Annotated in this window: 25 protein-coding genes and 1 pseudogene; 13 read left to right on the top strand and 13 right to left on the bottom strand. The window is 67.3% G+C overall.

Annotated elements, in window-relative coordinates; translation table 11 throughout:
- Entirely contained in the window at positions 1–270 is a 270-nt protein-coding gene (gene rpsO, locus CA237_RS01360; protein ID WP_056455357.1) for a 30S ribosomal protein S15, read from the top strand.
- A 251-nt stretch (positions 271–521) separates the two neighbouring features.
- Positions 522–2846 carry a polyribonucleotide nucleotidyltransferase gene (gene pnp, locus CA237_RS01355; protein ID WP_126012472.1) on the top strand — a complete coding sequence of 775 codons (2325 nt, stop codon included), beginning with the start codon at positions 522–524 and terminating at the stop codon, positions 2844–2846.
- 391 nt (positions 2847–3237) lie between these two features.
- Here pnp and CA237_RS01350 read toward each other — a convergent pair whose 3' ends face one another.
- Positions 3238–3990 (bottom strand): molybdopterin-dependent oxidoreductase, encoded by a 753-nt coding sequence (locus tag CA237_RS01350; protein WP_066692392.1) that lies wholly within the window; start codon positions 3988–3990, stop codon positions 3238–3240.
- A complete protein-coding gene (locus tag CA237_RS01345) occupies positions 3987–4679 on the bottom strand; it encodes a cytochrome b/b6 domain-containing protein (protein ID WP_126012469.1) in 693 nt (230 codons plus the stop codon). Before CA237_RS01345 ends, CA237_RS01350 begins: the two co-directional genes overlap by 4 nt.
- A gap of 78 nt (positions 4680–4757) precedes the next feature.
- Here CA237_RS01345 and CA237_RS01340 point away from each other — a divergent pair, with 78 nt between their 5' ends.
- Entirely contained in the window at positions 4758–5363 is a 606-nt protein-coding gene (locus CA237_RS01340; RefSeq protein WP_066692386.1) for a flavin reductase family protein, read from the top strand.
- A gap of 66 nt (positions 5364–5429) precedes the next feature.
- Here CA237_RS01340 and CA237_RS01335 read toward each other — a convergent pair whose 3' ends face one another.
- Positions 5430–6188 carry a TSUP family transporter gene (locus tag CA237_RS01335; RefSeq protein WP_066692383.1) on the bottom strand — a complete coding sequence of 253 codons (759 nt, stop codon included), beginning with the start codon at positions 6186–6188 and terminating at the stop codon, positions 5430–5432.
- Between the two features lie 137 nt (positions 6189–6325).
- Between CA237_RS01335 and CA237_RS01330 the strand changes: the two genes are divergently transcribed.
- Positions 6326–6889 (top strand): hypothetical protein, encoded by a 564-nt coding sequence (locus tag CA237_RS01330; RefSeq protein WP_126012466.1) that lies wholly within the window; start codon positions 6326–6328, stop codon positions 6887–6889.
- A gap of 54 nt (positions 6890–6943) precedes the next feature.
- Here the strand turns inward: CA237_RS01330 and rlmN are convergent, their stop codons facing one another.
- The 3 genes from rlmN to CA237_RS01310 all read right to left on the bottom strand — a co-directional run bounded on the left by rlmN (position 6944) and on the right by CA237_RS01310 (position 9423).
- Positions 6944–8140, bottom strand: coding sequence for a 23S rRNA (adenine(2503)-C(2))-methyltransferase RlmN (gene rlmN / locus CA237_RS01325; RefSeq protein WP_066692806.1), 1197 nt, complete (start codon positions 8138–8140; stop codon positions 6944–6946).
- A gap of 177 nt (positions 8141–8317) precedes the next feature.
- Complete coding sequence (locus CA237_RS01315; RefSeq protein WP_066692378.1) at positions 8318–8761, bottom strand: hypothetical protein; 444 nt, start codon at positions 8759–8761, stop codon at positions 8318–8320.
- Complete coding sequence (locus CA237_RS01310) at positions 8758–9423, bottom strand: histidine phosphatase family protein (RefSeq protein WP_066692376.1); 666 nt, start codon at positions 9421–9423, stop codon at positions 8758–8760. Before CA237_RS01310 ends, CA237_RS01315 begins: the two co-directional genes overlap by 4 nt.
- A 134-nt stretch (positions 9424–9557) precedes the next feature.
- Between CA237_RS01310 and CA237_RS01305 the strand changes: the two genes are divergently transcribed.
- The 4 genes from CA237_RS01305 (at position 9558) to CA237_RS01290 (ending at position 14227) form a co-directional block, all read left to right on the top strand.
- Positions 9558–10214, top strand: a complete 657-nt coding sequence (locus CA237_RS01305; protein ID WP_066692371.1) for an outer membrane beta-barrel protein — start codon at positions 9558–9560, stop codon at positions 10212–10214.
- A 300-nt stretch (positions 10215–10514) separates the two neighbouring features.
- On the top strand, positions 10515–11627 hold the full coding sequence (gene dnaN / locus CA237_RS01300) for a DNA polymerase III subunit beta (RefSeq protein ID WP_066692368.1): 1113 nt from the start codon (positions 10515–10517) through the stop codon (positions 11625–11627).
- Between the two features lie 156 nt (positions 11628–11783).
- Entirely contained in the window at positions 11784–13667 is a 1884-nt protein-coding gene (gene sppA, locus CA237_RS01295; protein ID WP_066692366.1) for a signal peptide peptidase SppA, read from the top strand.
- Positions 13664–14227 (top strand): GNAT family N-acetyltransferase, encoded by a 564-nt coding sequence (locus CA237_RS01290; RefSeq protein ID WP_066692364.1) that lies wholly within the window; start codon positions 13664–13666, stop codon positions 14225–14227. Before sppA ends, CA237_RS01290 begins: the two co-directional genes overlap by 4 nt.
- 385 nt (positions 14228–14612) lie before the next feature.
- Here CA237_RS01290 and CA237_RS01285 read toward each other — a convergent pair whose 3' ends face one another.
- Positions 14613–15242: a trimeric intracellular cation channel family protein gene (locus tag CA237_RS01285; protein WP_066692362.1), complete on the bottom strand. Its 630-nt coding sequence runs from the start codon at positions 15240–15242 to the stop codon at positions 14613–14615.
- A 184-nt stretch (positions 15243–15426) separates the two neighbouring features.
- Here CA237_RS01285 and CA237_RS01280 point away from each other — a divergent pair, with 184 nt between their 5' ends.
- Complete coding sequence (locus CA237_RS01280; RefSeq protein ID WP_066692360.1) at positions 15427–16083, top strand: YoaK family protein; 657 nt, start codon at positions 15427–15429, stop codon at positions 16081–16083.
- Between the two features lie 170 nt (positions 16084–16253).
- On the opposite strand, the pseudogene CA237_RS01275 reads toward CA237_RS01280, so the two are convergent.
- Positions 16254–16613, bottom strand: a pseudogene (locus CA237_RS01275) (response regulator); the annotation flags it as partial.
- A gap of 42 nt (positions 16614–16655) precedes the next feature.
- Between CA237_RS01275 and CA237_RS01270 the strand changes: the two are divergent.
- The 4 genes from CA237_RS01270 (at position 16656) to CA237_RS01255 (ending at position 19195) form a co-directional block, all read left to right on the top strand.
- Positions 16656–16928: a DUF3572 domain-containing protein gene (locus CA237_RS01270; RefSeq protein ID WP_066692357.1), complete on the top strand. Its 273-nt coding sequence runs from the start codon at positions 16656–16658 to the stop codon at positions 16926–16928.
- Complete coding sequence (locus CA237_RS01265; RefSeq protein WP_126012460.1) at positions 16925–17548, top strand: HAD family hydrolase; 624 nt, start codon at positions 16925–16927, stop codon at positions 17546–17548. The genes CA237_RS01270 and CA237_RS01265 overlap by 4 nt, the downstream gene beginning before the upstream one ends.
- Positions 17549–17579: 31 nt before the next feature.
- Complete coding sequence (locus CA237_RS01260; protein WP_055757447.1) at positions 17580–18044, top strand: RidA family protein; 465 nt, start codon at positions 17580–17582, stop codon at positions 18042–18044.
- A 320-nt stretch (positions 18045–18364) separates the two neighbouring features.
- Positions 18365–19195, top strand: a complete 831-nt coding sequence (locus CA237_RS01255) for a TorF family putative porin (protein ID WP_126012457.1) — start codon at positions 18365–18367, stop codon at positions 19193–19195.
- 367 nt (positions 19196–19562) lie between these two features.
- Here CA237_RS01255 and CA237_RS01250 read toward each other — a convergent pair whose 3' ends face one another.
- From CA237_RS01250 to CA237_RS01230, 5 genes are all read right to left on the bottom strand, one after another.
- Entirely contained in the window at positions 19563–19967 is a 405-nt protein-coding gene (locus tag CA237_RS01250; RefSeq protein WP_066692349.1) for a DUF3035 domain-containing protein, read from the bottom strand.
- Positions 19960–20469, bottom strand: a complete 510-nt coding sequence (gene lspA / locus CA237_RS01245) for a signal peptidase II (RefSeq protein WP_066692346.1) — start codon at positions 20467–20469, stop codon at positions 19960–19962. Before lspA ends, CA237_RS01250 begins: the two co-directional genes overlap by 8 nt.
- Positions 20466–23420, bottom strand: coding sequence for an isoleucine--tRNA ligase (ileS, locus tag CA237_RS01240; RefSeq protein WP_126012454.1), 2955 nt, complete (start codon positions 23418–23420; stop codon positions 20466–20468). Before ileS ends, lspA begins: the two co-directional genes overlap by 4 nt.
- A 428-nt stretch (positions 23421–23848) precedes the next feature.
- Positions 23849–24775, bottom strand: a complete 927-nt coding sequence (locus CA237_RS01235) for a bifunctional riboflavin kinase/FAD synthetase (protein ID WP_126012451.1) — start codon at positions 24773–24775, stop codon at positions 23849–23851.
- A 9-nt stretch (positions 24776–24784) separates the two neighbouring features.
- Positions 24785–26056 carry a dipeptidase gene (locus CA237_RS01230; protein ID WP_126012448.1) on the bottom strand — a complete coding sequence of 424 codons (1272 nt, stop codon included), beginning with the start codon at positions 26054–26056 and terminating at the stop codon, positions 24785–24787.
- Positions 26057–26083: the final 27 nt, after the last annotated feature.

Raw genomic sequence — 26083 nt, 5'->3', positions numbered from 1 at the left:
ATGTCGATCACTGCTGAAAACCGTCAGGCCCTCATCAAGGAACATGCCCGCGCCGAAGGCGACACCGGCAGCCCCGAAGTGCAGGTTGCGATCCTGACCACCCGCATCCAGAACCTGACCGAACACTTCAAGACCCATGCGAAGGACAATCATTCGCGTCGCGGTCTGCTGATGCTGGTCAACAAGCGGCGTTCGCTGCTCGACTATCTGAAGAAGAAGGACGCGGAGCGCTACAGCGCGCTGATCGCGAAGCTCGGCCTTCGGAAGTGACGGGAAGGGCGGCCCAAAAGGCCGCCCTTTTTGTCATCCCGGCGGAGGCCGGGATCCAGGAAAACCGATGCGCGGCAGCGCATTCCACGCTAACCACACCAACTGGACCCCGGCCTTCGCCGGGGTACGAAAACCGATAAGACCGCGCTACAATTCGGTAGCGCCGTCCGAGCCGAACCGGCTCACTCCGCAGGCATTGATCTGCAAGCTGCCCCGGCGTGCATAGGGCCGCCGGACGCGAAGGAAACGCAATGTTCGATATCAAGAAAAGCACCATGGACCTGGGCGGCAAGACGCTGACCCTCGAAACGGGCCGTGTCGCCCGCCAGGCCGACGGCGCGGTCATCGCGACGCTCGGCGAAACCGTGGTGCTGTGCGCGGTTACCGCCGCACGCTCGGTCAAGGAAGGCCAAGACTTCTTCCCGCTGACCGTCCACTATCAGGAGAAGTATTCGGCTGCGGGCCGCATCCCCGGCGGCTTCTTCAAGCGCGAACGCGGTGCCACCGAAAAGGAAACGCTGGTCAGCCGCCTGATCGACCGTCCGATCCGCCCGCTGTTCCCCGAAGGCTTCTACAACGAAATCAACGTCATCGCCCAGGTGCTGAGCTATGACGGCGAGAACGAGCCGGACATCGTCGCGATGATCGCCGCGTCCGCCGCGCTGACCATTTCGGGCGTGCCGTTCATGGGCCCGATCGGCGCGGCGCGCGTCGGCTATCAGAATGGCGAATATATCCTGAACCCGACGCTGGATCAGGTGAAGGAAGGCGATCTCGACCTGGTCGTCGCCGCCACCGGCGACGCGGTGATGATGGTCGAATCCGAAGCCAAGGAGCTGTCGGAAGAGGTCATGCTGGGCGCCGTCGTGTTCGCGCACGAAGCGTCGAAGAAGATCGTCGACTGCATCATCGACCTCGCCGAACAGGCCGCCAAGGACCCGTGGGAACTGGCGCCGGTCGCCGACCAGTCGGCCGCCAAGAAGAAGCTGAAGTCGCTGATCGGCAAGGACCTGACTGCCGCCTACAAGCTGACCGACAAGCAGGCCCGCCAGAACGCGATCAACGAGGCGCGGACCAAGGCGCGCGACGCCTTCGCCGACCTCAAGGAAAGCGATCCGGCCCAGTATCTCGGCACCTTGAAGCTCGTGAAGAAGCTGGAAGCCGAGATCGTCCGCACCGCCATCCTAAAGGACGGCCGCCGCATCGACGGTCGCGATACGAAGACGGTCCGCCCGATCGAGGCGATGGTCCACTTCCTGCCGCGTGCGCACGGCTCGGCGCTGTTCACCCGTGGCGAGACGCAGGCGATCTGCACCACGACCTTGGGCACCAAGGACGCCGAGCAGATGATCGACGGGCTGAACGGCCTGCACTACGAACGCTTCATGCTGCACTACAACTTCCCGCCTTATTCGGTCGGTGAAGTCGGTCGTTTCGGTGCGCCGGGCCGCCGCGAAGTCGGCCATGGCAAGCTGGCGTGGCGCGCGCTGAACCCGGTCCTGCCGTCGAAGGACGAGTTCCCCTACACCATCCGCGTCCTGTCGGACATCACCGAGTCGAACGGCTCGTCGTCGATGGCAACGGTGTGCGGCGGTTCGCTGTCGATGATGGACGCGGGCGTGCCGCTGAAGCGTCCGGTGTCGGGCATCGCCATGGGCCTGATCCTCGAAGGCAAGGATTACGCGGTCATCAGCGACATCCTGGGCGACGAGGATCACCTCGGCGACATGGATTTCAAGGTGGCGGGCACCAGCGAGGGGATCACCTCGCTGCAGATGGACATCAAGATCGCCGGCATCACCGAAGAGATCATGAAGGTCGCGCTGGCCCAGGCCAATGAAGGCCGCGCCCACATCCTCGGCGAAATGGCCAAGGCGCTGGGCGAGACCCGCACCGAGCTGTCGGCGCACGCGCCGCGCATCGAAACCTTCACCATCGACAAGTCGAAAATTCGCGAAGTCATCGGCACCGGCGGCAAGGTGATCCGCGAGATCGTCGCCACCACGGGTGCCAAGGTCGACATCGACGACGAGGGCGTCATCAAGGTGTCGTCGTCCGATCCGGCGCAGATCGAAGCCGCCGTCAACTGGATCAAGGGCCTGGTCGAAGAGGCCGAGGTCGGCAAGATCTACAACGGCAAGGTCGTCAACCTTGTCGATTTCGGCGCCTTCGTGAACTTCATGGGCGGCAAGGACGGCCTCGTCCACGTCTCCGAAATCCGCAACGAGCGGGTCGAGAAGGTCGCCGACGTCCTGTCCGAAGGGCAGGAAGTGAAGGTCAAGGTCCTCGAAGTCGATCCGCGCGGCAAGGTGCGCCTGTCGATGCGCGTCGTCGATCAGGAAACCGGTGCCGAGCTGGAAGACACCCGCCCGGCGCGCGAACCGCGTGAGCGTTCGGACCGTGGCCCGCGTGGCGACCGTGGTCCGCGGGACGGCGGCGACCGTGGCGATCGTGGCCCCCGTCGTGACGGCGGCGACCGAGGCCCGCGCCGCGACCGTGGCGACCGTCCGCGTCGTGAGGAATCGAAGGAAGACGGCGGCAACGCCGGCCTGCCGTCGTTCATCACCGACAACTGATCGGCCTACGCTTCGGCGTACAGGGAAGGGGGCTCGCGGCGACGCGGGCCCCTTTTTCGTACGCGCTCCGTAGGCGTATCCCCGCGCAGGCGGGGGTCCAGAGCGACACACCGCCCCCCAGCCCAAACGTCACCTCAGCGCAGGCTGGGGTCTCTCTCGAATGGAGAAGAAGATCGGTTTCACGCGAAGGCGCGAAGACGCGGAGAAGAAGGAAGTATTTCGCGCAGAGACGCGGAGGCGCAGAGGGGGCCCGCACCGGGAAACGCCGGCGGGATCAGGAGACCGGCTCGCTCGCTTTAACATGCAATAAGGCGGCTGGCGCGGTATGCCGTCACCCCGAGTGCGACCCCTCCGCGTCTCCGCGCCTTCGCGTGAACCAGCCTTCTTCTACCTAAATCCCCGCATACCAATCATAACCCGCGACATCCTCCCAGAAGCCGCCTTTGCCCCCGGCGATCCCACCCAGCGACGCGACCGCCTCGATCCGCTGCACATACTTTGCGTGCTTATACCCCAGCTGTCGTTCAACCCTGAGCCTCAGCGGCGCGCCGTTCGGCACCCCCAGCAGCCGGTCGTTCAACGCCCACGCCAGGATCGTCTGCGGGTGGAAGGCATCGACCAGATCGATCGATTCGTAATAGGGTCGCCCGCCGATCGCATCGGCGCAGTGGAACACCAGATAGCGAGCATCGGGCCGCAACCCCGCCAGATCGAGCAGCCGCGACAGCCTTGGGCCGGTCCATTTGCCGATGGCGCTCCAGCCTTCGACGCAATCGTGTCGGGTAATTTGTTGCCGCGACGGCATCGACCGGATCTGGTCGAGTCGCAACGACAGCGGCCGGGCGACCAGCCCGTCGATCGTCACGCGCCAGTCGGCGAAGCGGTTCGCGGCGTGCGCGTTATAGTCGGGCGTATTGGGGTTGTTGGTGCCGTTGGCGCGAAAGATCGGCGAGCGTTGATCGGGCCGATATTCGACCGCCAGCGCGTCGCGCGCGGTGATCGCGCGCTGCAGGCCGCGATGGACATCCTCCGCTCCGCCCAGCACGCTTTGCGCCGTCGGCAGCTGTGCCACCCGGTCGCACGCCGCGACCAGTCCGCCGGCCCCGACCACCAGCGCCGAACGGCGGGAGATCAGCCGGCTCATTCGGGCACCCGCCAGCGCCCGGTGATCATCGATCGCACCTCGTTGAACGCGCCGGCAAGGATCACCAGCACCAGATGGACGATGACGAACAGCGTGATGCCGCTGGCCGCGAGGAAATGGATCGACCGTGACGACTGCCGCCCGCCCAGCAGCTCCAGCACCCACGGAAATGCCGCGTTCAGCCCCGGCGACATGGCGATGCCGGTCAGGATCACCAGCGGCAGCAGGCCGAAGATCACCAGCACATAGCTCAGCTTCTGCAACACATTGTAATCGCCCGGCGCCTCCGGATCGTGGAAGCGGAAGGCGAGATGCGCGCGGATATCGGCCAGCAGGTGCCGCCGCGACAATTCACCCCGCCTGAGCGCCAGATCGCGCTGGAAATGGCGGTTGCTCAGGCTGGCGATCATATAGGCCAGCAGCCCGAAGCCGAGCACCAGCGCAAAGGTCAGGTGCCAGTTGCGGGCGAGCGCGAGGTTGTAGGTCTGCGGGATCGTCACCCACCCCGGAAACCGGTCGAACGTCAGCCATGCCCGGTCGAAATTCGCGCCATAGCGCCCCCAATAGAGCCGGGGATGCGCGTTCAGGATCATCAGCCCGCTGCCGATCAGGATGATCACCGCGACCGCATTGACCCAGTGCCACAACCGGGTGGCGAGCGCATGGCGGTGGATCGTTCGCGTCGTCATGCCGGCATCCTATGCCGCGAGCGGGGCACGGCGAAAGGGCGTTGCACCCTGCGTCCGGATCGTGCGTTGGGAACCGCCATGACCGACTTTCACTCCTATGCCCCGGCGGAGGGCCATCGCCTGCCGCATGATCCGTTCAACGCGATCGTCGCCCCGCGGCCGATCGGCTGGATCGCGACGTGTTCGAGGCAAGGGAAACGCAATCTCGCCCCCTACAGTTTCTTCAACGCATTCAACTATCGCCCGCCGATCATCGGCTTCGCCTCGACCGGGGCCAAGGACACGCTGGCCAATGCCCGCGATATGCAAGAGTTCGTGTGGAACCTCGCGACCCGGCACCAAGCAGAGGCGATGAACGCCACCTCGGCGATGACCGAAGCGGACGAGTTCGCGCTCGCCGGCCTCGACACGCTGCCCTCGATCGTCGTCGCGCCACCACGCGTCGCGGGATCGCCGGTCCAGTTCGAATGCCGCACGACGCAGATCGTCCGCCTGACCAACAGCCATGGCGGCGACATCGATACCTGGCTGGTGCTGGGCGAGGTGGTGCAGGTCCATATCGACCCGGCGCTGCTGGAGGACGGCATCTATCGCACCGAACGTGCGCGCCCGATCCTGCGCGGCGGCGGGGCGGGGGACTATTTCGAGCTTGGCGACCGCTTCGACATGCGGCGGCCGGGCTGAATCCTCCCGGGCACGGGCAGAGGGATCGCGCGCAGCATGGTGGAGGGGCGGTACGCAGGCCGGCTGCTATCCGTACGCGCGCACGAAGAACACGACCGTCACGCTGAACGTCACCAGCAAGGTCCACGCGCGAATCTGGCCGGGCGTCAGCCGCGCGCCGACCTTCGCGCCCAGCCACCCGCCGAGGATGCCGCCGAGGATCATCGGCACGCACGCCGCCCACACCACCATGCCGGTCGCGACGAACACGATCGCCGCCGCGCTGTTGGCGGTGGCGAGCATCAGCGTGCGCGGCGCGGCCATCGACTTCACGCTCTGCCCGGCGAGCAGGCCATAGGTCGCGCTGACCATCATGCCGACGCCACCGCCGAAATAGCCGCCGTAAATCCCGAGCAACACCTGCGCCACGACCAGCGTCGTCGGCCCGATCGCGACGCGGTCGTGCAACCAGTCCGCCGCCCGCCGCCCGAACGCGATGGCGAGGAAGGCGAGGAGGAGCAGCCACGGCACGATCACGTCGAACAACGTGCTGGGCGTCCACACCAGCAACAGGCTGCCGAGCAGGCCGGAGACGAAGGTGATGGTCGCCAACACCCGGATCGGTATCCCGCCCAGCGGCCCCAGCCCCCGGCGATAGGCCCAGGCGCTGGCGATCGCACCCGGCTGCAACGCGACGTTGGAGGTCGCGTTGGCGACCGATCCGGGCAACCCCAACGCGATCAGCGCGGGCATCGTCGCGAACGTCCCGCCCCCGGCCAGCGCGTTCATCGCACCGCCGAGCACGCCGGCGCCAGCGGCAAGGGCAAGGGAAGTCGCATCGAGCATGGTCGCGCTAGATACTATCGCCGCGGCGCTGTCGAGGGGGCGGTGGCCGTGGCCGGACCGATGCAGTAGAGCGATTTGGTGGATGCCTTGCCGTATTTGCCGGAGAACGGCGTCACCACCCGCAGGACAGGCGGCGCATGTCGTCACCAAGCAAGGCCGTTTGTCCGTCCGCTGATGGTTCGACGGATATCATCGCCGAGCGAGGCCGCTTGATGCAGCGCCGGTGGCCGTTTCATCAGGTGCCTCTCAAAGCCCGCATCATCGGGCTTGGGATCATGATCGGCCCGCTGTTCGTCCTGTTCCTGATCGGAATGATCTTTCTACGGCCGGACCCGATCGATCAAAGGCAGGTTTGGGGATGCTATGTCGCCAACGGCGCCCCTCCGCTCATGGTCGATCGGGATCGTATCCGTATCCTGGATGGCACCGGGCGTAGCCTGCGATACGTCGCGGAACCGGCAAAGCAAGGCTATCGACTGACCGTGCGCCCAGCCCTTCTACCGCAACCTTCCCCGGCCGGCACCTATGTCTTCGCACAACAGCGGGGCGGTGGCTATTTCTGGCCGTTGCTGACGGGTGATTCCGACGATCCCCGACGCCTGCATACTCCGGCCGACTATGGTGGCCGGTTCAGCCTTTACGCGTCGGATAGCAGGTTCATCGTGTACGTCCGCTTGCGCGATGGAGCAGCGTGCGGCTGAGGGGAGGATGCCGGTGACCCGCGCCGCGACGGGCGGTCACCGACAACCCGGCTTTCACGCCGCTTCCGCCGCCTCACGGTCGCGCTCCGCCCGGCTCTTCTTTTCCGCCGCCGTCTTCAACTGGCCGCAGGCCGCGCCGATATCCTGCCCGCGCGTGCGGCGGACGGGGGCGGAGATGCCGCCTTCGAACACGATGTCGCTGAACGCGCGGATGCGGTCGGGCGTCGAGCATTCATAGGGCGCGCCCGGCCACGGGTTGAACGGGATCAGATTGACCTTGGCCGGCAGCTGGTATTTGCGCAGCAGCCGCACCAGTTCGCGCGCATCGTCGTCGCTGTCGTTCTTGTCCTTCAGCATCACATATTCGAAGGTGATGCGCCGGGCATTGTTGGCGCCGGGATAGTCGGCGCACGCCTGCAACAGCTCGTCGATGCCGTATTTGCGGTTAAGCGGGACGATCTCGTCGCGGACTTCCTTGGTCACCGCGTGCAGCGAGACGGCAAGGTTCACGCCGATCTCCTCGCCCGCGCGCGCCATCATCGGCACCACGCCCGACGTGCTGAGCGTGATCCGCCGCTTCGACAGGGCAAGCCCGTCGCCGTCCATCACGACGCCCAGCGCGTCGCGCACCGAATCGAAGTTATACAGCGGCTCGCCCATGCCCATCATCACGATGTTGGTCAGCATCCGCCCCTCGGGCTGGCTCGGCCATTCGCCCAGCGAATCGCGCGCGAGCATCACCTGTCCGACAATTTCGCCCGCGGTCAGGTTGCGGACGAGGCGCATCGTGCCGGTGTGGCAGAAGGTGCAGTTGAGCGTGCAGCCGACCTGGCTGGACACGCACAACGTCCCGCGATCGGCATCGGGGATGAACACCATCTCGTAATCCTGCCCGTCGGGCGAGGTCAGCAGCCATTTGCGCGTGCCGTCGGTCGACACATGCGCTTCCTTCACGTCCGGCCGGCCGATGACGAAATGCTTGTCCAGCACCGGATGCTGCGCCTTGGCGATGTCGGTCATCGCCGCGAATTCGGTCGCGCCGCGATTGTAGATCCAGTGCCACAGCTGCTTGGCGCGCAGCTTCGCCTGACGCGCATCGAAGCCGGCCGCCTCCAGCGCGGCGCGAATCTCTGCCTTGGACAGCCCGACCAGGTCGGTGCGGCCATCGGGACGCGGCGCAAGGCCGCGCGGCACGGGCACGGGATCGACATGGCCGGGAATCGGCATGGGCGGCGTCGAGACTGTCAGCATGCACGCGATATAGCCGATTTGGGGTGGGATTTCCACTGGTGGGTAAGACCCGCTCCGCCACCCGTCATCCCCGCGCAGGCGGGGATCCATATACGCAGCGGTAGCGGCTTTAGCGCGAACGTCGGCGGCAATGGATTCCCGCCTTCGCGGGAATGACGAACCGGGGCGGCAGTCAGCCTACAAACACGCCAGCGCCGCCGCATCGATCGCGGTTGCCGCGCCCGACAGCGCATAGACATCGACGAATGCCGCCCCATTCGCGGCCACGCTCTCGATGCTCATCGAACGCCCGCCGCGCATTGCTGCGACGATCGCGCGGTCGGTGGCGACATCGGGGCTCCACGCATCGATCCGTCCGGCGGTCAGGTCGAATCGCCGCTCACCGATCGCCAGCACGACGCCCGCCCGTGCCGCCTTGGGCCGGCTGAGCCGCACGTGCAGCTGCCCGCGCACCCTCGCGCCCGGCCACGTCGCGACGCTGGCGAACGGCGCGCCGACCTTCCCCTGCACCGGGCGGCTGATCGCATAGCAGCGCGTCGGCCCCTCATCGCGAAACGCCCCCCAGCGCTGGTGAATGCCGATCGCCTGCGGTGCCGCGACCGCCAGCAGCAGCGCGATCAAGCAGGCGCGGCGAGCGAGGCCCGCCCCCGGCCGATATGCGGCACGCTCTCGCGCCCGCCCTCGATCAGCGCGATCGACCCTTGCGACAGGTCGTCGGCGACCGGTGCGGCGAAGCGCGGGTCGATCGGCGCGCCGGTCAGCACCCCGCGCAGCACCCGGCTGGACATGCCGTGCATGATGACCAGCCGGTCGCCGGGATCCTCCGCCGTATCCGCCGCCCAGCTCGCCACCCGCGCGGCGATTGCGTCATACCATTCGCCGCCGGGGGCGGGGCGGCGGTACAGCCGCGCCTCGACATCGAGGAAATCGGCATCCGCCCCGGTCAGCTCGCGATAATAGCGGCCCGACCATTCGCCCATGCCGATCTCGACCAGCCGGTCGTCGCGCCGCGCCGCGTGCCAGTCGAGTTCCAGATGTTCGGCGATGATCGCCAGCGTCTGGAGCGCCCGTCCCGCGCTCGACGCCCATAAGGTGATCGCGGGCCTGACCCCCAGCATCTCGCGCAGCGCGGCGCCCATCGCATCGGCCTGCGCGAAACCGGCGCGGGTCAACGGGGTGTGGGGGTGATCGCCCTGCATCCGCTGCGCGATGTTATAGACGGTCTCGCCATGCCGGGCGATGAAGTCGCGACCTTTTCGAGCGGGCGGGGATTGGGTTGCCATGGTCCTGCTTTCAAGCCGGTGTTGCGCAATTGCAACGGATTTTGCTGTTTAGGTGAGGTTCATGCAACGCCCGGCCAAAACGTCCATTGAACCCCCGCGCCCTGACCATGGGCGGTGATAATGGAGTTTAGACGATGCGTACCCTCATTCTTGGTCTTGCCGCTGCCGGCACGATGCTGGCGACCCCTGCCTTCGCGCAGGACGTGAACCCCGCCTTCACCGGTTTCCGCGTCGGGGCGCTGGCCGGTTATGACGGTATCCGCCCGGGCAGCACCGAGGATAGCGATCTCGACGGCGATAACCAGACCGTGAACGGCATGGTGTACGGCGTGGACGCCGGCTACGACTTCGCGCTCAGCAACTTCCTGATTGGTGTCGAGGGCGAATATACCGGGTCGACCGGAAAGGTCGAAACCGCGCGCACCGACCCGAACTTCTTCGGCTTCGGCAGCGTGAAGACCGGCCGCGACCTCTATGTCGGCGCCCGCGCCGGCCTGATGGCGGGTCCGCAGACCCTGGTCTATGCCAAGGGCGGCTACACCAACGCCCGGCTGAACGTCGTCGCCAGCGACGGCAGCGTCGACACGCGCGAGAATTTCGAACTGAACGGCTATCGCCTGGGCGCCGGCGTGGAACAGTCGCTGGGCAACCGTGCCTATGCCAAGCTCGAATATCGCTATTCGAACTACAACAATGCCGACTTCCAGGCCCGCAACGGCAGCGTGACGTCGCAGTTCGACATCGACACCGACCGCCACCAGGTCGTCGCCGGCGTCGGCATCCGGTTCTGATGCTTGGCGGGAACGCGCCTAAGGGCGCGTTCCCGCAGGCGGTGCCGGCCCGCTCCCCCACCCGGCCACCCACGACAGCATCCTGAATGGGTGGCCGGGTGGGGGAGCGGGCCGGCACCGCAAGTCGCGCGAGAGAGCGATCAAACGCACCTGTTTACTTCTCAGTAACCAAGTTGCGCGAGGAGGGTCGGAGCAGTTTGCTCCGGCCCTTCTTTGCGCTAGACACACTGCTCGGTTTTCTATGGGGTCGGCACCGAATCCGCCGGCCCAAGTGCGAGCGCATCCGCGCGGGGGAACATCATGAAGGCGACGATCGAACGCGCGACCCTGTTGAAGGGCCTCAGCCACGTCCAGTCGGTGGTCGAGCGGCGCAATACCATCCCGATCCTGTCGAACGTCCTGATCGAGGCGGGCGAATCGAGCATCCGCCTGATGGCGACCGACCTCGACCTGCAGATCGACGAAACCATCGCCGCGGCGATCGACCAGCCCGGCGCGATCACCGTGTCGGCGCACACCCTGTTCGACATCGCGCGCAAGCTGCCCGACGGCGCGCAGGTGCAGCTGACCGCCGCCGAGGGCCGGCTGACCATCGTCGCCGGACGCGCGCGCTTCAACCTGTCGACGCTGCCGCGCGACGATTTCCCGGTGATCGCGGAAGGCGAGCTGCCCACGCAATTCGAACTGCCCGCGACCACGCTGAAGGCGATCATCGACAAGACCCGCTTCGCGATCTCGACCGAGGAGACGCGCTATTATCTGAACGGCATCTTCCTGCACGTCGCCGACGACAACGGAAAGCCGGTGCTCAAGGCCGCCGCGACCGACGGCCACCGCCTCGCGCGCATGACCGTCGAACGGCCCGAGGGCGCCGACAAGATGCCCGACGTCATCGTGCCGCGCAAATGCGTTGCCGAACTGCGCAAGCTGCTGGACGAAGTCGACGGCTCGGTCGGCGTGTCGCTGTCGGGCAGCAAGATCCGCTTCGACCTGGGGCAGGCGATCCTGACCAGCAAGCTGATCGACGGCACCTTCCCCGATTATTCGCGCGTCATCCCGACCGCCAACGACAAGCTGCTGAAGCTCGACCCGAAAAGCTTCATGGCCGGTGTCGACCGCGTGTCGACCATCGCCACCGAAAAGACCCGCGCGGTCAAGATGGCGCTCGACCGCGACAAGATCACCCTGTCGGTCACCAGCCCCGAAAACGGCGCGGCGGCGGAGGAAGTGCCCGGCGAATATACCGCGCTGCCGTTCGAAATCGGCTTCAACAGCCGCTATCTGCTCGACATTCTGGGCCAGATCGACAGCGACCTGTGCGAAGTGCACCTGTCGGACGCCGCCGCGCCGACGCTGATCCGCGAAAGCGACGCCTCGCCCGCGCTCTATGTGCTGATGCCGATGCGCGTCTGACGCAGCGGGGCTACGGACAAATACGTCATCCCGGCCTGCGCCGGGATGACGCTTGTTGGAGAGCGTTCATAGCGCAGTCGGCCCGATGATGCGGACTCCGCTTTACTCCCCGTATCCGTCCGCTATTTATCGCTAGACGATAAAGAAGGAATTGCCGTGAAACTGGTCCGGGGTGCGTGGAAGCTGCTGGTCGGGATCAAGGACGGCCTCGTGCTGATCCTGATGCTGTTGTTCTTCGGCGCCCTGTTCGCGGCCCTGTCGGCCAAGCCCAATACCCGCATCACCGACGGCGCGCTGGTCCTCGACCTCGCCGGGTCGATCGTCGAGCAACCGGCGGAGGCCGATCCGGTCGCGCTGCTCAGCGGTCAGCCGGCAGCGCAGGAGCTGCGCCTGCGCGACGTGGTCCGCGCGCTCGACGCCGCCCGCACCGATTCGCGGGTCAAGGCGGTCGTGCTCGACATGGACAGGTTCACCGGCGGCTATCCGGCCGCACTGGCCGAGGTCGGCGATGCCGTCGCCCGCGTCCGCGCGAGCAACAAGCCCGTGCTGGCCTATGCCACGCTCTACACCGACGGCGCCTATCGCATCGCGTCGAACGCCAGCGAAGTGTGGGAAAACCCGTTCGGTGGCACGATGTTTCGCGGTCCCGGCGGGGCGCAGCTCTATTACAAGGGGCTGATCGACAAGCTGGGCGTCAACGCCCATGTATACCGCGTCGGCCAGTTCAAGTCGGCGGTCGAGCCCTTCACCCGCGCCGACCAGTCCGAACCGGCCCGCGCCGCCAATCAGGCGCTGTACGGCGCGATCTTCGACCAGTGGCGCGCGGCGGTGCAGAAGGCCCGGCCCAAGGCGCAGCTCGACGCCTTCCTCACCCGCCCCGATGCGGTGATCCAGGCGGCGGGCGGCGACATCGCCCAGGCCAATCTGCGCGGCGGCATCGTCGACAAGCTGGGCGACCGTCTCGCCTTCGGCAAGCGCGTCGCCGAACTGGCGGGCGAGGACAAGGGCAAGGCGGCGGGCAGCTTCCGCACGATCAAATATGCCAGCTGGCTGGCGGCGAACCCCGCGCCGACCTCGGGCGATGCGATCGGCGTCATCACCGTCGCCGGCACGATCGTCGATGGCGAGGCGAAGCCCGGCACGGCGGGCGGCGACACCATCGCCAAGCTGCTGCTCGACGGCCTCGCTACCAAGAACCTCAAGGCGCTGGTCGTCCGCGTCGATTCGCCGGGCGGCTCGGTGCTGGCCTCCGAACGCATCCGCCAGGCGATCCTGCAGGCCAAGGCGGCGAAGTTGCCGGTCGTGGTGTCGATGGGTGGCCTCGCCGCGTCGGGCGGCTATTGGGTGTCGACCCCGGGCGACGTGATCTTCGCCGAACCCAACACCATCACCGGGTCGATCGGCGTGTTCGGCGTCATCCCCACCTTCGAGAACACGCTGTCCAAGATCGGCGTCACCGCCGACGGCGTCGGCACTACGCCCTTGAGCGGCCAGCCCGACGTGCTGCGCGGCACCAATCCGGCGTTCGACACGATCATGCAGAGCGGGGTCGAGCATATCTATGCCCGCTTCACCGGGATGGTCGCCCAGTCGCGCGGGCTGCCCCAGGCACGCGTCGATCAGATCGGGCAGGGCCGGGTGTGGGACGGTGGCACCGCGCGTCAGCTGAAGCTGGTCGACCGGTTCGGCAACCTGACCGATGCCGTCGGCGAAGCCGCCCGCCGCGCCGGGCTCGATCCGGCCAAGGTGCAGACCGTCTATCTCGAAAAGGAACCCTCGCCGCTGGAAAAGGCGCTGAAGGGCTTTGCCGACCGTCAGCGCGGCGACGCGCCGGACCAGGCGGCGACCGACCTGCTCGGCCGCGTCGCGATCGAACAGCGCAGCGTCCTGGCGCAGGCGCTGGGCGACGCGCGGCGGATGCTGACCGCGCCGGCGGGGGTGCAGGCGCGCTGCCTCGAATGCGGCGGGCTGGGGCCGGTCCGGGCATCGGCGGAGGATGCCTCGCTGTTCGACCTGATCGTCGCGCGGTGGTTCGCATGATCGCGATCCGCCCCGCCCGCAGCGAGGACGCCGCCGCCATCGCCGCGATCTATGCCCCCTATGTGCTGGGCGGCACCGTCTCGTTCGAGACCGAGGCCCCCGACGCCCGCGCGATCCGCCACCGGATGGCGGCCAGCGATGGCTTCTACCCCTGGATGGTCGCGACGACGGGGGAGGCGGATGGCGACGCGGTGCTCGGCTATGCCTATGCCACCCGCTTCCGCGACCGCCCGGCGTACCGCTATGTCGTCGAAACCTCGATCTACATGGCCGGCGGCGCGCAACAGAAGGGGACAGGGCGGCTGCTCTACGAAGCGCTGGTCGACACGCTCAGGGCGCAGGGCTTTACCCAGGCGATCGGCGTGCTGTCGCTGCCCAACGACGCCTCGATCACGCTGCACGAAGCGGTCGGCTTCCGCCGCGCCGGGGTGTATCGCGAGATCGGCTTCAAGCAGGGGCGCTGGATCGATGTCGGCTTCTGGCAATGCCAGCTGAACGACAGCGCGGTGCCGCCAAGGGAGCCCAAGCCGTTCAGTGAGACGGGGGTGGTGCGGGGCTGACCCCGCCTCCTACCTCCCCGTTCGGTTCGAGCAGCTTCGAGCTTGTCGAGAAGAGGGTTGGGTGAACCATGCCCCGCATGGTTCAGGATTGTCCGGGGGACAATCCGACCCAACCCTCGTCGAGAACGCCTCTCTTGGGGCAACCCCCTTCTCGACTACGGTTCTCGACAGGCTCGAACCTACGCTCGAAGCAAACGGGTAAGAGGTCAGGGCCGGAGAGTATCCTATCGGCATGGCTTCACACCCCAACCGTTCGTGCTGAGTAGGGACTGAGCTTGTCGAAGGCCCGTATCGAAGCACTTGGGGCCAGTCCTTCGATACGCCGCTTCGACAAGCTCAGCGGCTACTCAGGACGAACGGCGGGGGCAGGATGGGCCGGGCAACCCTACCGTTTCCCCCGATACGCCGGCAGCGCGATCCGGAACCGGATCGCCGCCCCGCGCAACGCGAACCCCGCCGCCGCCGCCGGCAGCGCCGCGACGAACGGCGGCAGCCCGCAGCCCACCAGCACGACATGCAGCCCCGCCGCCAGCGCCGCCGCCGTCACATACAGCTCCGGCCGCATCAGGATCGACGGCACGCCCGCCAGAACGTCGCGCAATATGCCGCCGACGCACGCGGTCAGCACGCCCATCATCCCCGCCTGCAGGGGCGGCACGCCATAGCTCAGCGCCTTGGCCGCGCCGAACACACCATAGGCCGCGAGGCCCGCGGCATCGAGCCAGTCGAGCGCCTTGTCGTGCCACCAATGTTCGGGGGTGAACCACACCAGCAGCGCCATCCCGACACAGATCGCCGCGACCGGCGACCCGTGCACCCAGAATACCGGCGCGCCGATCAGCAGGTCGCGCACCGTCCCCCCGCCGACCCCGGTGATGAGCGCAAAGAAGGCGGCGGTGACGAAGGTCTGCGCCGCGCGCGTCGCCGCCAGCGCGCCCGACGCGGCGAACACCGCGATGCCGATCATGTCGAGCGCGCCGAGCATCTGCCCCAGCGCCTGCGGAGAGGGAACCATCCCGCCTCGCTATCGTACCTGCAGGGTCTGATCCAGTGATGCCGGGTCGAGGCGGTGGCCGCCCCCATTCCCACCCGGAAAGGATCGGGTGCGGGTGTCGGAGCGGCCGGCGCCGCGTCCACGCCGGCGGATCGGGCGACGGGGGCATTGCCCCGCCCCCCGCCGATCGGGCAATAGGAGCATCATGCGTCGTCTGACCCCCGCCGCCACCCTCGTCACCATGCTGCTCGCCGCGCTGGCCGGCATTGTCGATGCGCTGGCTTTCAGCGGCCTCGGCGGCTTCTTCGCCTCGTTCATGTCGGGCAACTCGACCCGCTTCGGCGTCGGCCTCGCCCATGGCTGGAACGGCGCCGCCGCGACCGCTGCCGCGCTGGTGCTGTCGTTCGTCGCCGGCGCGATGTTCGGCACCATCGCCGGCGCGGCGGCGAGCGAGCGGCTGGGGCCTGCGCGTCGGGCGGAGGCGGTGATGGGGCTCGTCACCATCCTGCTGGCGCTGGGCGCGGCCCTCGCAACCTTTGCGCCGCTGACCCTCGCCATGCTGCTGCTCGCCGCCGCGATGGGCGCGCAGAATGGCGTCGTCGCGCCCGATGGCGAGGTCCGCGTCGGGCTGACCTACATGACCGGCACGCTGGTCCGCATCGGCCAGCGCCTCGCCCGCCGCCTGATGGGTGACCGTACCGCACCGGGCCCGCGCCGCGACCTGCTGCTGTGGCTCGGCTTCGTTGCCGGGGTGGCGATCGGCGGGGTTGGCTGGAACTGGCTGGGCCTGGCGGCGCTCTGGGTCGTCGCGGCACTGGCCGCCGCCCTCACCATGCTGGTCGCGCGGGTCGATTGGGAGTGAGGTCGGCCACCGGCCTAACCCCACCGTCACCCCGGGCTTGACCCGGGGTCCCGCTTCTTCTTCTACGACGGTCGGCTAACAAGCGGGACCCCGGATCAAGTCCGGGGTGACGGTAAGGGCGGGGTGTCGTTGTCCGACTCGCCCTCCACCCGCCGAACCTCCTCCACCGGCAGCAACGCCCGCACTTCGCCCACGAAGCGCACCACCGAAATCGGCTTGGTCACATAGGCGTTCGCGCCCGCGGTCCGCACCCGGTCCTCGTCGTCGCGCCCCGAATAGGCGGTGACCGCCATGATCGGCACGGTGCGTAAGCGCGCATCGGCCTTCAGCATCTGGATCAGCTCCAGCCCCGTCATGTGCGGCAACTGGATGTCGGTGATGATCAGGTCCGGCAGGAACGCCCGTGCCTTCGCCACCGCCTCGCGCCCGTCGCGGACCGGTTCGGTTTCGAAGCCATGCGCGCGCAACAGGTCGCAGAACAGCTTCAGGTTCAGTTCGTTGTCCTCGACAACGAGTACCCTTTTTGCCACGCGCATCACATCCCGTTGGAAGTTCGAAAGGCTGTCTAGGCGATGCGCAGGCCGGAAACAAATGAAGACGCGGCGACCCTGGGCCTCAACGCGCTGGTGTGGGTGATCGGCGACGATAGCCGGCGCGACCGGTTCCTCGCGCTGACCGGCATCGACCCTGCCGAGCTGCGCGCGCGGGCGGGCGACCCCGGCTTCCTCGCGCAACTGCTCAGCCATCTCGAAAGTTACGAACCCGACCTCATCGCCTGTGCCGAGGCGCTGGCCGTGCCCCCGACCGCCCTGGTCCGGGCGCGCGCCGAACTGGAGACCGCATGAAACCCCTGCTCATCACCGATTGCGACGAAGTCCTGCTGCACATGGTCCGCCATTTCGGGACCTGGCTGGGCGAGGAACATGCGATCGCGTTCGACATGGCCGGGGGCGATTTCGCGACGTCGATGACCCGCGCCGACGGCACCGTGCTCGACCGCGCGGAGATGTGGAGCTATCTCGACGGCTTCTTTCCCGGCCAGATGGCGCGCCAGACCCTCGTCCCCCATGCCCGCGAGGCACTGGCGGCGCTGGCGACCCAGGCCGATATCGTCGTCCTGACCAACCTGCAGGACCATTGCCGCGCCCACCGTATCGACCAGCTGGCCGAGCACGGCATCGTCCACCGCGTCGAATGCAACCAGGGGGGCAAGGGGCCGCCGGTCGCGCGGCTGCTGGCCGAATACGACCCCAGCGTCGCGGTGTTCGTCGACGACCTGGCGGTGCATCATCAGTCGGTAGCCGACACCGCGCCGCAGGTGTACCGGCTGCACATGGTGTCCGAACCCGACCTCGCCATCCATGTGCCCCCCGCCGCCGCCGCCCATGCCCGCATCGACGACTGGGTCGAGGCGCAGGCGTGGATCGAGGCCCGCTTCGCCACGGGACGGCCCGCGCAGGCTTGACCCCATCCGCTATCCACGAAAGGAACGCTCCATGGCTTATGATATCCCCGCAAAGCTGGCCGAACGCGGCCTGTCGCTCCCCGTCGCCGCCGCCCCCGTCGCGGCCTATGTCCCCGCGGTAGAGGCCGGCGGCCTGCTCCACCTGTCGGGCCAGCTGCCCTTCGAGGACGGCAACCTGATGACCGGCCGCGCCGGCGAGGACCGCGACCTCGCCTATGCCACCAGCGCGGCGCAGAAGTGTGCGCTGATGATCCTCGCCCAGGCCGAAAAGGCGCTGGGCAGCCTCGACCGGATCGAGCGCGTCGTGAAGCTCGGCGTGTTCGTCAACTCGGCCGGCAGCTTCACCGACCAGCCCAAGGTCGCCAATGGCGCATCGGAACTGATGGTCGAGCTGTTCGGCGATGCCGGCCGCCACGCCCGCAGCGCGGTCGGCGTGCCGGTCCTGCCGCTCGGCGCCGTCGTGGAGATCGACGCGATCCTCGCCATCCGCGCCTGACCCCCGGCCGGATCCTGCTCGATACGTCATCCCGGCGAAGGCTGGGATCTCCCGGTAATGAAGCCTGCGCCTAGCCGCAGGAGACCCCAGCGTCCGCTGGGGTGACGTCGTCCAGGAGATCCAGCCAAGCCCACCCGCTGTTGCGCCCCTGCAACAGCGGGTGTGTCGTATCCGTACCCTACGCAATTTCCATTGTGCGGCGCGGCACGCTTCGACATATTCGGTCGCAGAGGGTCAGACCGCCCGGGCCAGCAGGTCCACCGAATCGCGGCGACCTTCGAACGCAGGAGAATCACCACGGAACCTAGAAAGGGTTTACGATGCGATTCTCGACCTTCCTCCCGGCCGCGATCCTCGCCGCCACCACCGCCATGCCCGCCTTTGCGCAGGACACCGCGCCGCCCGAACCGATCACCATCAGCGGCAGCGCGACCGTCGCGTCCGACTATCGCTTCCGCGGCGTGTCGCAGACCGACAAGAATGTCGCGGTCCAGGGCGGCATCACCGTCGCCCATGAAAGCGGCGTCTATATCGGTACCTGGGGTTCGAACCTCGCCGGCTGGGGCACGTTCGGCGGCGCCAATCTCGAACTCGACCTGATCGCCGGCTACAAGCACAGCTTCGGCGACGCGACCGTCGATGCCGGCGTCACCTGGTACACCTATCCGGGCGGCTTCGACGAAACCGACGTCGTCGAATTCTATGGCAAGGTCTCGGGCACCGCCGGCCCGGCCACGCTGACCGCCGGCGTGTTCTATGCGCCCAAGCAGACCTCGCTCAGCTACGTCACCGCCTCGGCCACCCCGCTGATCCCGGGCGACGGGCGCAAGGAAGACAATATCTACCTGTCGGGTGACGCCGCCGCCGGCGTGCCGAACACGCCCGTCACACTCAAGGCGCATATCGGCTATTCGGACGGCAATCCCGGCCTCGGCCCCAACGGCACCAGCATGGCGCCGACCGGCAAATACTGGGACTGGCTGCTCGGTGCCGACTTCGCCTACAAGAACCTGACGCTGGGCGTCGCCTATGTCGACACCGACCTGTCGAACAGCGAAGTCGCCTATCTCCAGCCGAACTTCAGCAAGACCACCAACGGCAGCCCGATCGGCGCCAGCACGGTGGTGGTGTCGCTGACCGCGGCGTTCTGAAGGGACGAAGAAACGTAAACCCCGTTCGTGCTGAGTAGGGGCTGAGCGCAGTCGAAGACCCGTATCGAAGCACCCGCCTCAGGCAATCCTTCGATACGCCATTTCGACTTCGCTCAATGGCTACTCAGGGCAAACGCAAAGAGCTTTAACCAAACCAAATCCCATTCGGTTCGAGCAGCTTCGAGCTTGTCGAGAAGCGTCGGTCGAGAACACCCCGTTTGGGGACACCGCCTTCTCGACTATGGTTCTCGACAGGCTCGAACCTGCGCTCGAAGCAAACGAAGGGGGGCGGGGAGCAGGTAGGGCAAAAGAAAGGCCGGTCACCCCGTGGGGCAACCGGCCTTTCCCAAACCCGAAACCAAACCCCTTACGGCGTGGTCGTCCGCGCCGTCTGCCCGTCACCCGCCGGCGCCGCGATGATGTCGCGGGTCGTCGAACCCTTGTCGACGACGTTCGTCCCCGGATCGGCCACGCCCGAGCGGATCCCCGCATCGGCCGCACCGGCACCGCCGGCCTGTTCCAGCGTCAGCCGCTCGGTCGCGCTACGCTGCGCCGGGCCGCCGAACAGCGCCTGCATCGCCTGGGTCGAGGCGGCGGTGTCCTGCGGACGCGGTGCGCCCGGCTGCGGCGGCACCAGCGCATAATCGGGCGGGATCACCAGCGGCGCCTGGCGCGCGACGGCGAATTCGTCGGGGCGCTGGCGGTTCAGGGCATTGCCCTGACACCCGGCAAGGATCAGGCCGAGGCTGCTGATGACGACAAACTTACGCATTGGCCTTCTCCACAGGAACATCGTGCTTCGGCTTCGGCGTGAACAGCGCGCGGACGAGCAGGATCACGACACCGATCGAAATCGCCGCATCGGCGATGTTGAATACCAGAAACGGGCTGTAGCCGAAAACATGGAAGTCGGCATAGTCGACGACATAGCCGAAACGGACCCGGTCGATGATGTTGCCCAGCGCCCCGCCCAGCACCAGCCCCAGGCCGATCAGCTCGGGCTTCTGCGTCTCGCGCCGGATCCATACCGCCACGCCGGTGGCGATGATCGCGGTCATCGCGACCAGTGCCCAGCGCGCGAATTCGCTGCCGGCCTGCAATAACCCCAGCGACACGCCGAAATTCTGGACGAAGCGCAGCGTGAAGAAGGGCAACAGGTTCAGTTCCGCTCCCGGATAATCGATCCCCATCGGACCAGTGACCCAGTATTTGACGAACTGGTCGACGATCAGCACCAGCAGCGCGATCCCCACCGACATCTTGCGCAGGCTCATGCCACCACCTCCGCACAGCGACCGCACAGGTCGCCATCGACTGCCACATCGGGCAGGTGCCGCCAGCAGCGCCCGCACTTGGCCTCCTCCGTCCGCGCTACCGTGATCGGCCCATCGGCTTGGCGCACCTTCGCGACGATGAACAGCTCGGCCAGCTCGTCCGCCGGCAGCGGCAGCGACGGCACCGTCACTTCGGCCTCCAGACTCGACCGCACCGTCTTCGCGCGGCGCAGCGGCTCGATCGCCTCGGTTACCTGCTGGCGCAGCACGCGCACCTCGGCCCATGCCGTGCCCAGCGGCTGGTCGGCGGGCAGCTGCGGCAGTTCGGGCCATTCGAGCAGATGGACCGACCCGTCCTCGCTGGCAAAACGCGCCTGCCACACCTCTTCCGCCGTGAACGCCAGGATCGGCGCGGCATAGCGGACCAGCGCGTGGAACAGCACGTCCAGCACGGTGCGATATGCCCGCCGCCGCACATCTTCGCTCGCGTCGCAGTACAGCGAATCCTTGCGGATATCGAAGAAGAACGCCGACAGGTCCTCGTTGGCGAAATCGGTCAGCGCGCGGGCATAGCGGTTGAACTCAAACGCTTCCGCTGCCGCGCGCAGCTCGGTATCCAGCTCGCCCAGCAAGTGCAGGACATAGCGCTCCAGCCCCGGCATCTCGGCCACCCGCACCCGCTCGTCCTCGCTGAAGCCGTCCAGCGCGCCCAGCAGATAGCGGAAGGTGTTGCGCAGCTTGCGATAGGTATCGCCCGTGCCGGCCAGCACTTCCTTGCCGATCCGCACATCCTCGAAATAATCGGTCTGCGCGACCCACAGGCGGAGGATGTCCGCGCCGGATTCGCCGATCACCTTCAACGGATCGACGACATTGCCGAGCGACTTCGACATCTTGCGCCCGTTGCCGTCCAGCGCGAAGCCATGCGTCAGCACCGCATCATAGGGTGCCTGCCCCCGCGTCCCGCAGCTTTCGAGCAGCGACGACTGAAACCAGCCGCGATGCTGGTCCGACCCTTCGAGATACAGGTTCGCGCGGGTGCCTGCCCCGAAGCGCTTCTCGATGGTGAAGACATGGGTGCAGCCCGAATCGAACCACACGTCGAGAATGTCGGTCACGACCTCATAATCGGCGAGGGCGTAGTCCGCCCCCAGCAGCGCCTGATGATCCGCCGCATACCACGCATCGGCCCCGCCCTCGCGGAAGGCGGTCAGAATGCGTTCGTTGACGGCGGGGTCGCGCAGATAGTCGCCGGTCGCCCGGTTGACGTACAGCGCGATCGGCACACCCCAGGCGCGCTGGCGGCTGATGACCCAGTCGGGCCGCCCCGACACCATCGCCCCGATCCGGTTGCGCCCCTTCTCCGGCACGAACCGCGTGCGTTCGATCGCATCGAGCGCGATTTCGCGCAGAGTCGCGCCGTTACCCTCCCTCTCCCCTTCAGGGGAGAGGGTCGGGGAGAGGGGACTGCCGTCGAGATGGGTCACCGAGAGCAACGGATCACCCGACACCCCCTCTCCCAACCCTCTCCCCTGAAGGGGAGAGGGCTTAGAAGAACGGTCCATCGGAATGAACCACTGCGGTGTCGCCCGGAAAATCACCTTCGCCTTCGACCGCCAGCTATGCGGATAGCTGTGCGCAAAGTCGTCCGACGCCGCCAGCAGCGCGCCCGCTTCGCGCAGGTCGCGACAGATCGGCCCTTCCTCCAGCTTGCCGCCACGCCCGGCGGCAACGAATTTCGGGTTGATGACGCTGCCTTCGCCGCCCAGCCACGCCCAGTCGTCGCGGTAGCGGCCATCGCCCTGCACCGCGAACACCGGTTCGATGCCGTTCGCCTTGCACAGCTCGAAATCGTCCTCGCCATGATCGGGGGCCATATGGACGAGGCCCGTACCGGCATCGGTCGTCACGAAGTCGCCGGCCAGCAGCGGACGCGGCTTGGCGAAGAATCCGCCGCGTGCGTGCATCGGGTGGCGCGCGGTAGCGCCGGCGAGGTCGAAGCCCTTGATGACTCCTTCAACTTCTACCTTGGCGACATACTCTCCTGCGAACATGCCTTGCTGGCCAGCATTTGCGCGCGAGTAAAACTGCGGCCAGAGCTGTGTCGCCGTGAGGACACGCTTAACGTCACCGTTCTGCAACGTTACTCGAGCGATTCCGTACTCGATCTCCGGCCCATAAGCCAAAGCCTGATTGACCGGGATCGTCCACGGAGTCGTCGTCCAGATCACCGCATGGGCACCGACCAGTTCCGGCGCATTCGGCGCGTCGACAATCTCGAACGCCACGTCGATCTGCGTCGACACGACATCCTCATATTCGACCTCGGCCTCGGCCAGTGCGGTCTTTTCGACCGGCGACCACATCACCGGCTTGGCCCCGCGATACAGCTGGCCGGACATGGCGAACTTCAGCAACTCCTCGGCGATGGTCGCCTCGGCGTCGAACTTCATGGTGAGGTACGGGTCTTCCCAGTCGCCGAGGATGCCGAGCCGCTGGAACTGGCCCTTCTGCACCTCGACCCATTTGGCGGCATAGGCGCGGCATTCGGCGCGGAACTCGGCCGGGGGGACCTCGTCCTTGTTGCGCTTCTTGGCGCGATACGCCTCCTCGATCTTCCATTCGATCGGCAGGCCGTGACAGTCCCACCCCGGAATATACGGCGCATCCTTGCCCATCAGCGACTGGGTGCGGACGACGATGTCCTTCAGCACCTTGTTCATCGCATGGCCCATATGGATGTCGCCATTGGCGTAGGGCGGGCCGTCGTGCAGCAGGAAACGCTCGCGGCCCTGCCGCTCGGCGCGCAGCCGCTCATACAGCCCCATCCTGGCCCAGCGATCGAGGATCGCGGGTTCCTTGGCGGCCAGGCCGGCCTTCATCGGGAAGTCGGTCTTCGGCAGGAAGACGGTGTCGCGCCAGTCGCGCGTGGGTTCGCTGGTGTCGGTCATAGGATTGCGCCAGCGATTAGCCGATGCGCGGCCCCACGCAAACCGCTTTCCTACAAGGGCGCATCAGGTCAGGATCGCGGCGCTCTTTGCATCGTCGATATCCCTGCTCCGCGAGGGCAGAATGGTTCACGCGAAGGCGCGAAGACGCGGAGGATGTCCCACCTGCGGCCCCCCGCCCACGATCGGGAGACACCAACCCCGCTGCAACCGCAGGACAAGGCCGCTGGCGCGGATGCGCTCGCCCGGACCGCAACCCCTCCGCGCCTCCGCGCCTCCGCGCCTCCGCGTGAACCGATTTCTTCTTCACGCCACCAGCGTCAACTTCCGCGCCCGGAACGGCCCTGCGCAACCCTTCAACCCATTGAAAACAAACGAACCAGCCGCCCATCCAAAAACGAACGTACCGCAACCTTCGCCAACTTCCGAAGCTACCCCAGCACCGTCCGAGCACGGTCACAATCCGCCGCCATCTGCACCTTGAGCGCATCGAGCGACTCGAACTTTTCCTCGCCGCGCAGATAGTCGATCAGCGCGACCTCGATGGTCTGCCCGTACAGATCGCCTGCAAAATCAAAGAAATACGGCTCCAGCAGCTCGACCGGTTCGCCCGCGATCGTCGGACGAATGCCCAGATTGGCCGCGCCATTGAGCACCCGCCCGTCCGCCAACCGCCCGGTCACCGCATAGATGCCGTAAGCGGGGCGCAGATAGCCGCCCATCGACAAGTTGGCAGTCGGATAACCCAGCTGCCGCCCGAGCTTCGCGCCATGTTCCACCACGCCCTCGACCGCGAACGGGCGGGTCATCAGCGCCGTCGCCTCGCGCGGACGCCCCTCGCGCAGCGCATCGCGAATGCGCGACGACGACACCACCGCCTGTCCGTCGCCGACCGGCGCGACCGTCTCGGCCGAAAAGCCATGCGCCTCGCCCAGCGCCCTCAGCGTCGTCACATCGCCGCCGCGCGCCTTGCCGAAGGTGAAGTCGGTGCCGGTCACCACCCCGCCGACGCCCAGCATCCCGACCAGCCGCTCGGCCGCGAACGCCTGCGCCGACAGCCCGGCCAGCGCCGCGTCGAAGGTGAACACCAGCATCGCATCGGCCCCGGCCTGCGCGAACAGCCGCTCGCGCTGGTCGAGGCTGGTGAGCCGGAGCGGCCGCAGCCCCGGCTGGAAATAGCGGCGCGGATGCGGGTCGAACGTCGCGACGATCGCCGGCCGGCCTTCGGCGCGCGCCCGTTCGACCGCGCGCCCGACCACCGCCTGGTGCCCGGCATGGAATCCATCGAAATTGCCCAGCGCGACGATGCCCCCGCGCAACGACGCGGGAACCGCCGCGCCACCGTCCAGACGCTGCATCGCCGCCCCTTAGCGGGCGGGCGCTGCCGGCGAAAGGGGCTGCATCCCGGCGCGCAGCACGCGGATGGCGTTGCCGCCCATCACCTTGTCCAGTTCGTCCTGCCGCAACCCGGCATCGCGCAGCGCCTCGGCGACCAGCGCGACCCATGCGGTATCGAACGCGGTCGTCACCGCGCCGTCGAAGTCGGACCCGAGCGCCACATGATCGATCCCGGCCACGTCGCGGACATGGACGATGGCCTTCGCGATCGCCTTGGGATCGGTCGAACACACCGCGCCCGCCCAATATCCGATGCCGACCACCCCGCCGGTCCGGGCGATGCCGCGCACCTCGTCATCGGTCAGGTTGCGGTTGACTCGGCACGTCGCCTGCACCCCGCCATGGCTGGAGACAATCGGCCGCCTTGCGACCTTCAGTACGTCGGCGATGCCGGCATGGCTCAGATGCGCGACATCGACGATCATGCCCCTGTCCTCCATCCGCGCGACCACCTGTCGCCCGAACGGGGTCAGGCCGCCCTTGGCCCGGCCATGCATCGACCCGGCAATCTCATTGTCGAAGAAATGGGTCAGGCCGGCCATGCGGAACCCGCTGCGATACAGCCGGTCGAGATTGGCCAGGCTCCCCTCCAGCCCGTTCAGCCCCTCGATCGACAGCAGCGCACCGGTCGGTTTGACGCAGGGGAAATCGGGCGCAGCATGATGCGGGCAAGGCCGCGTATTCGCCCGCGCGACCAGCAATGCGTCCAGCTCGCGCGGGCTGGTGATGAGCCGCAATTCCCCGTTCGATGCCCGCGCCGCGCGGCGCAGCTTCGTCGCGTGCCACAGCGACCGGTTGAGCAGCGATCCCCAGGTCCGGACCGGCTGCAACTGTGCGATCACCAGCGGGGTGATATTGTCGCTGTCGTCGCCGTTCGAGTCGTAATTCTGCCCGCGTGGCGTCTTGGTTACCGACGAAAAGACCTGCAGCGCGACATTGCCCCGCTGCAACCGTGGCAGGTCGACCTGACCCCGCGTGCCGAGCGTCAACAGGTCGCGCGACCACAGCAGCGTGTCGGCATGCAAATCCACGATCGGGTCGGCGAAAACCGGTTCGGGGGTCGGCTTGGCCAGTTCCCGGGCGAGCGCGTCCGGATCGATATCGGCGCCCATGCGCTGCTCGATCGCCGGCGTCGGCTCGACCTTGTTCATCGACCGCTCGACGATGCCGGGCGCCAACGCAAAGAAGCCGGCGGCCAGAATCGCCAGCAATGCCACGCCCCACCAGATCGCCCTGCGCATCCGCTCCGTTCCCCCACGCGCCGTTGC

This window comes from Sphingomonas sp. ABOLH, assembly GCF_003951715.1.
In the GTDB taxonomy this organism is placed as follows: domain Bacteria; phylum Pseudomonadota; class Alphaproteobacteria; order Sphingomonadales; family Sphingomonadaceae; genus Sphingomonas; species Sphingomonas hankookensis_A.
This window is presented reverse-complemented; position numbering and strand designations above follow the sequence as displayed.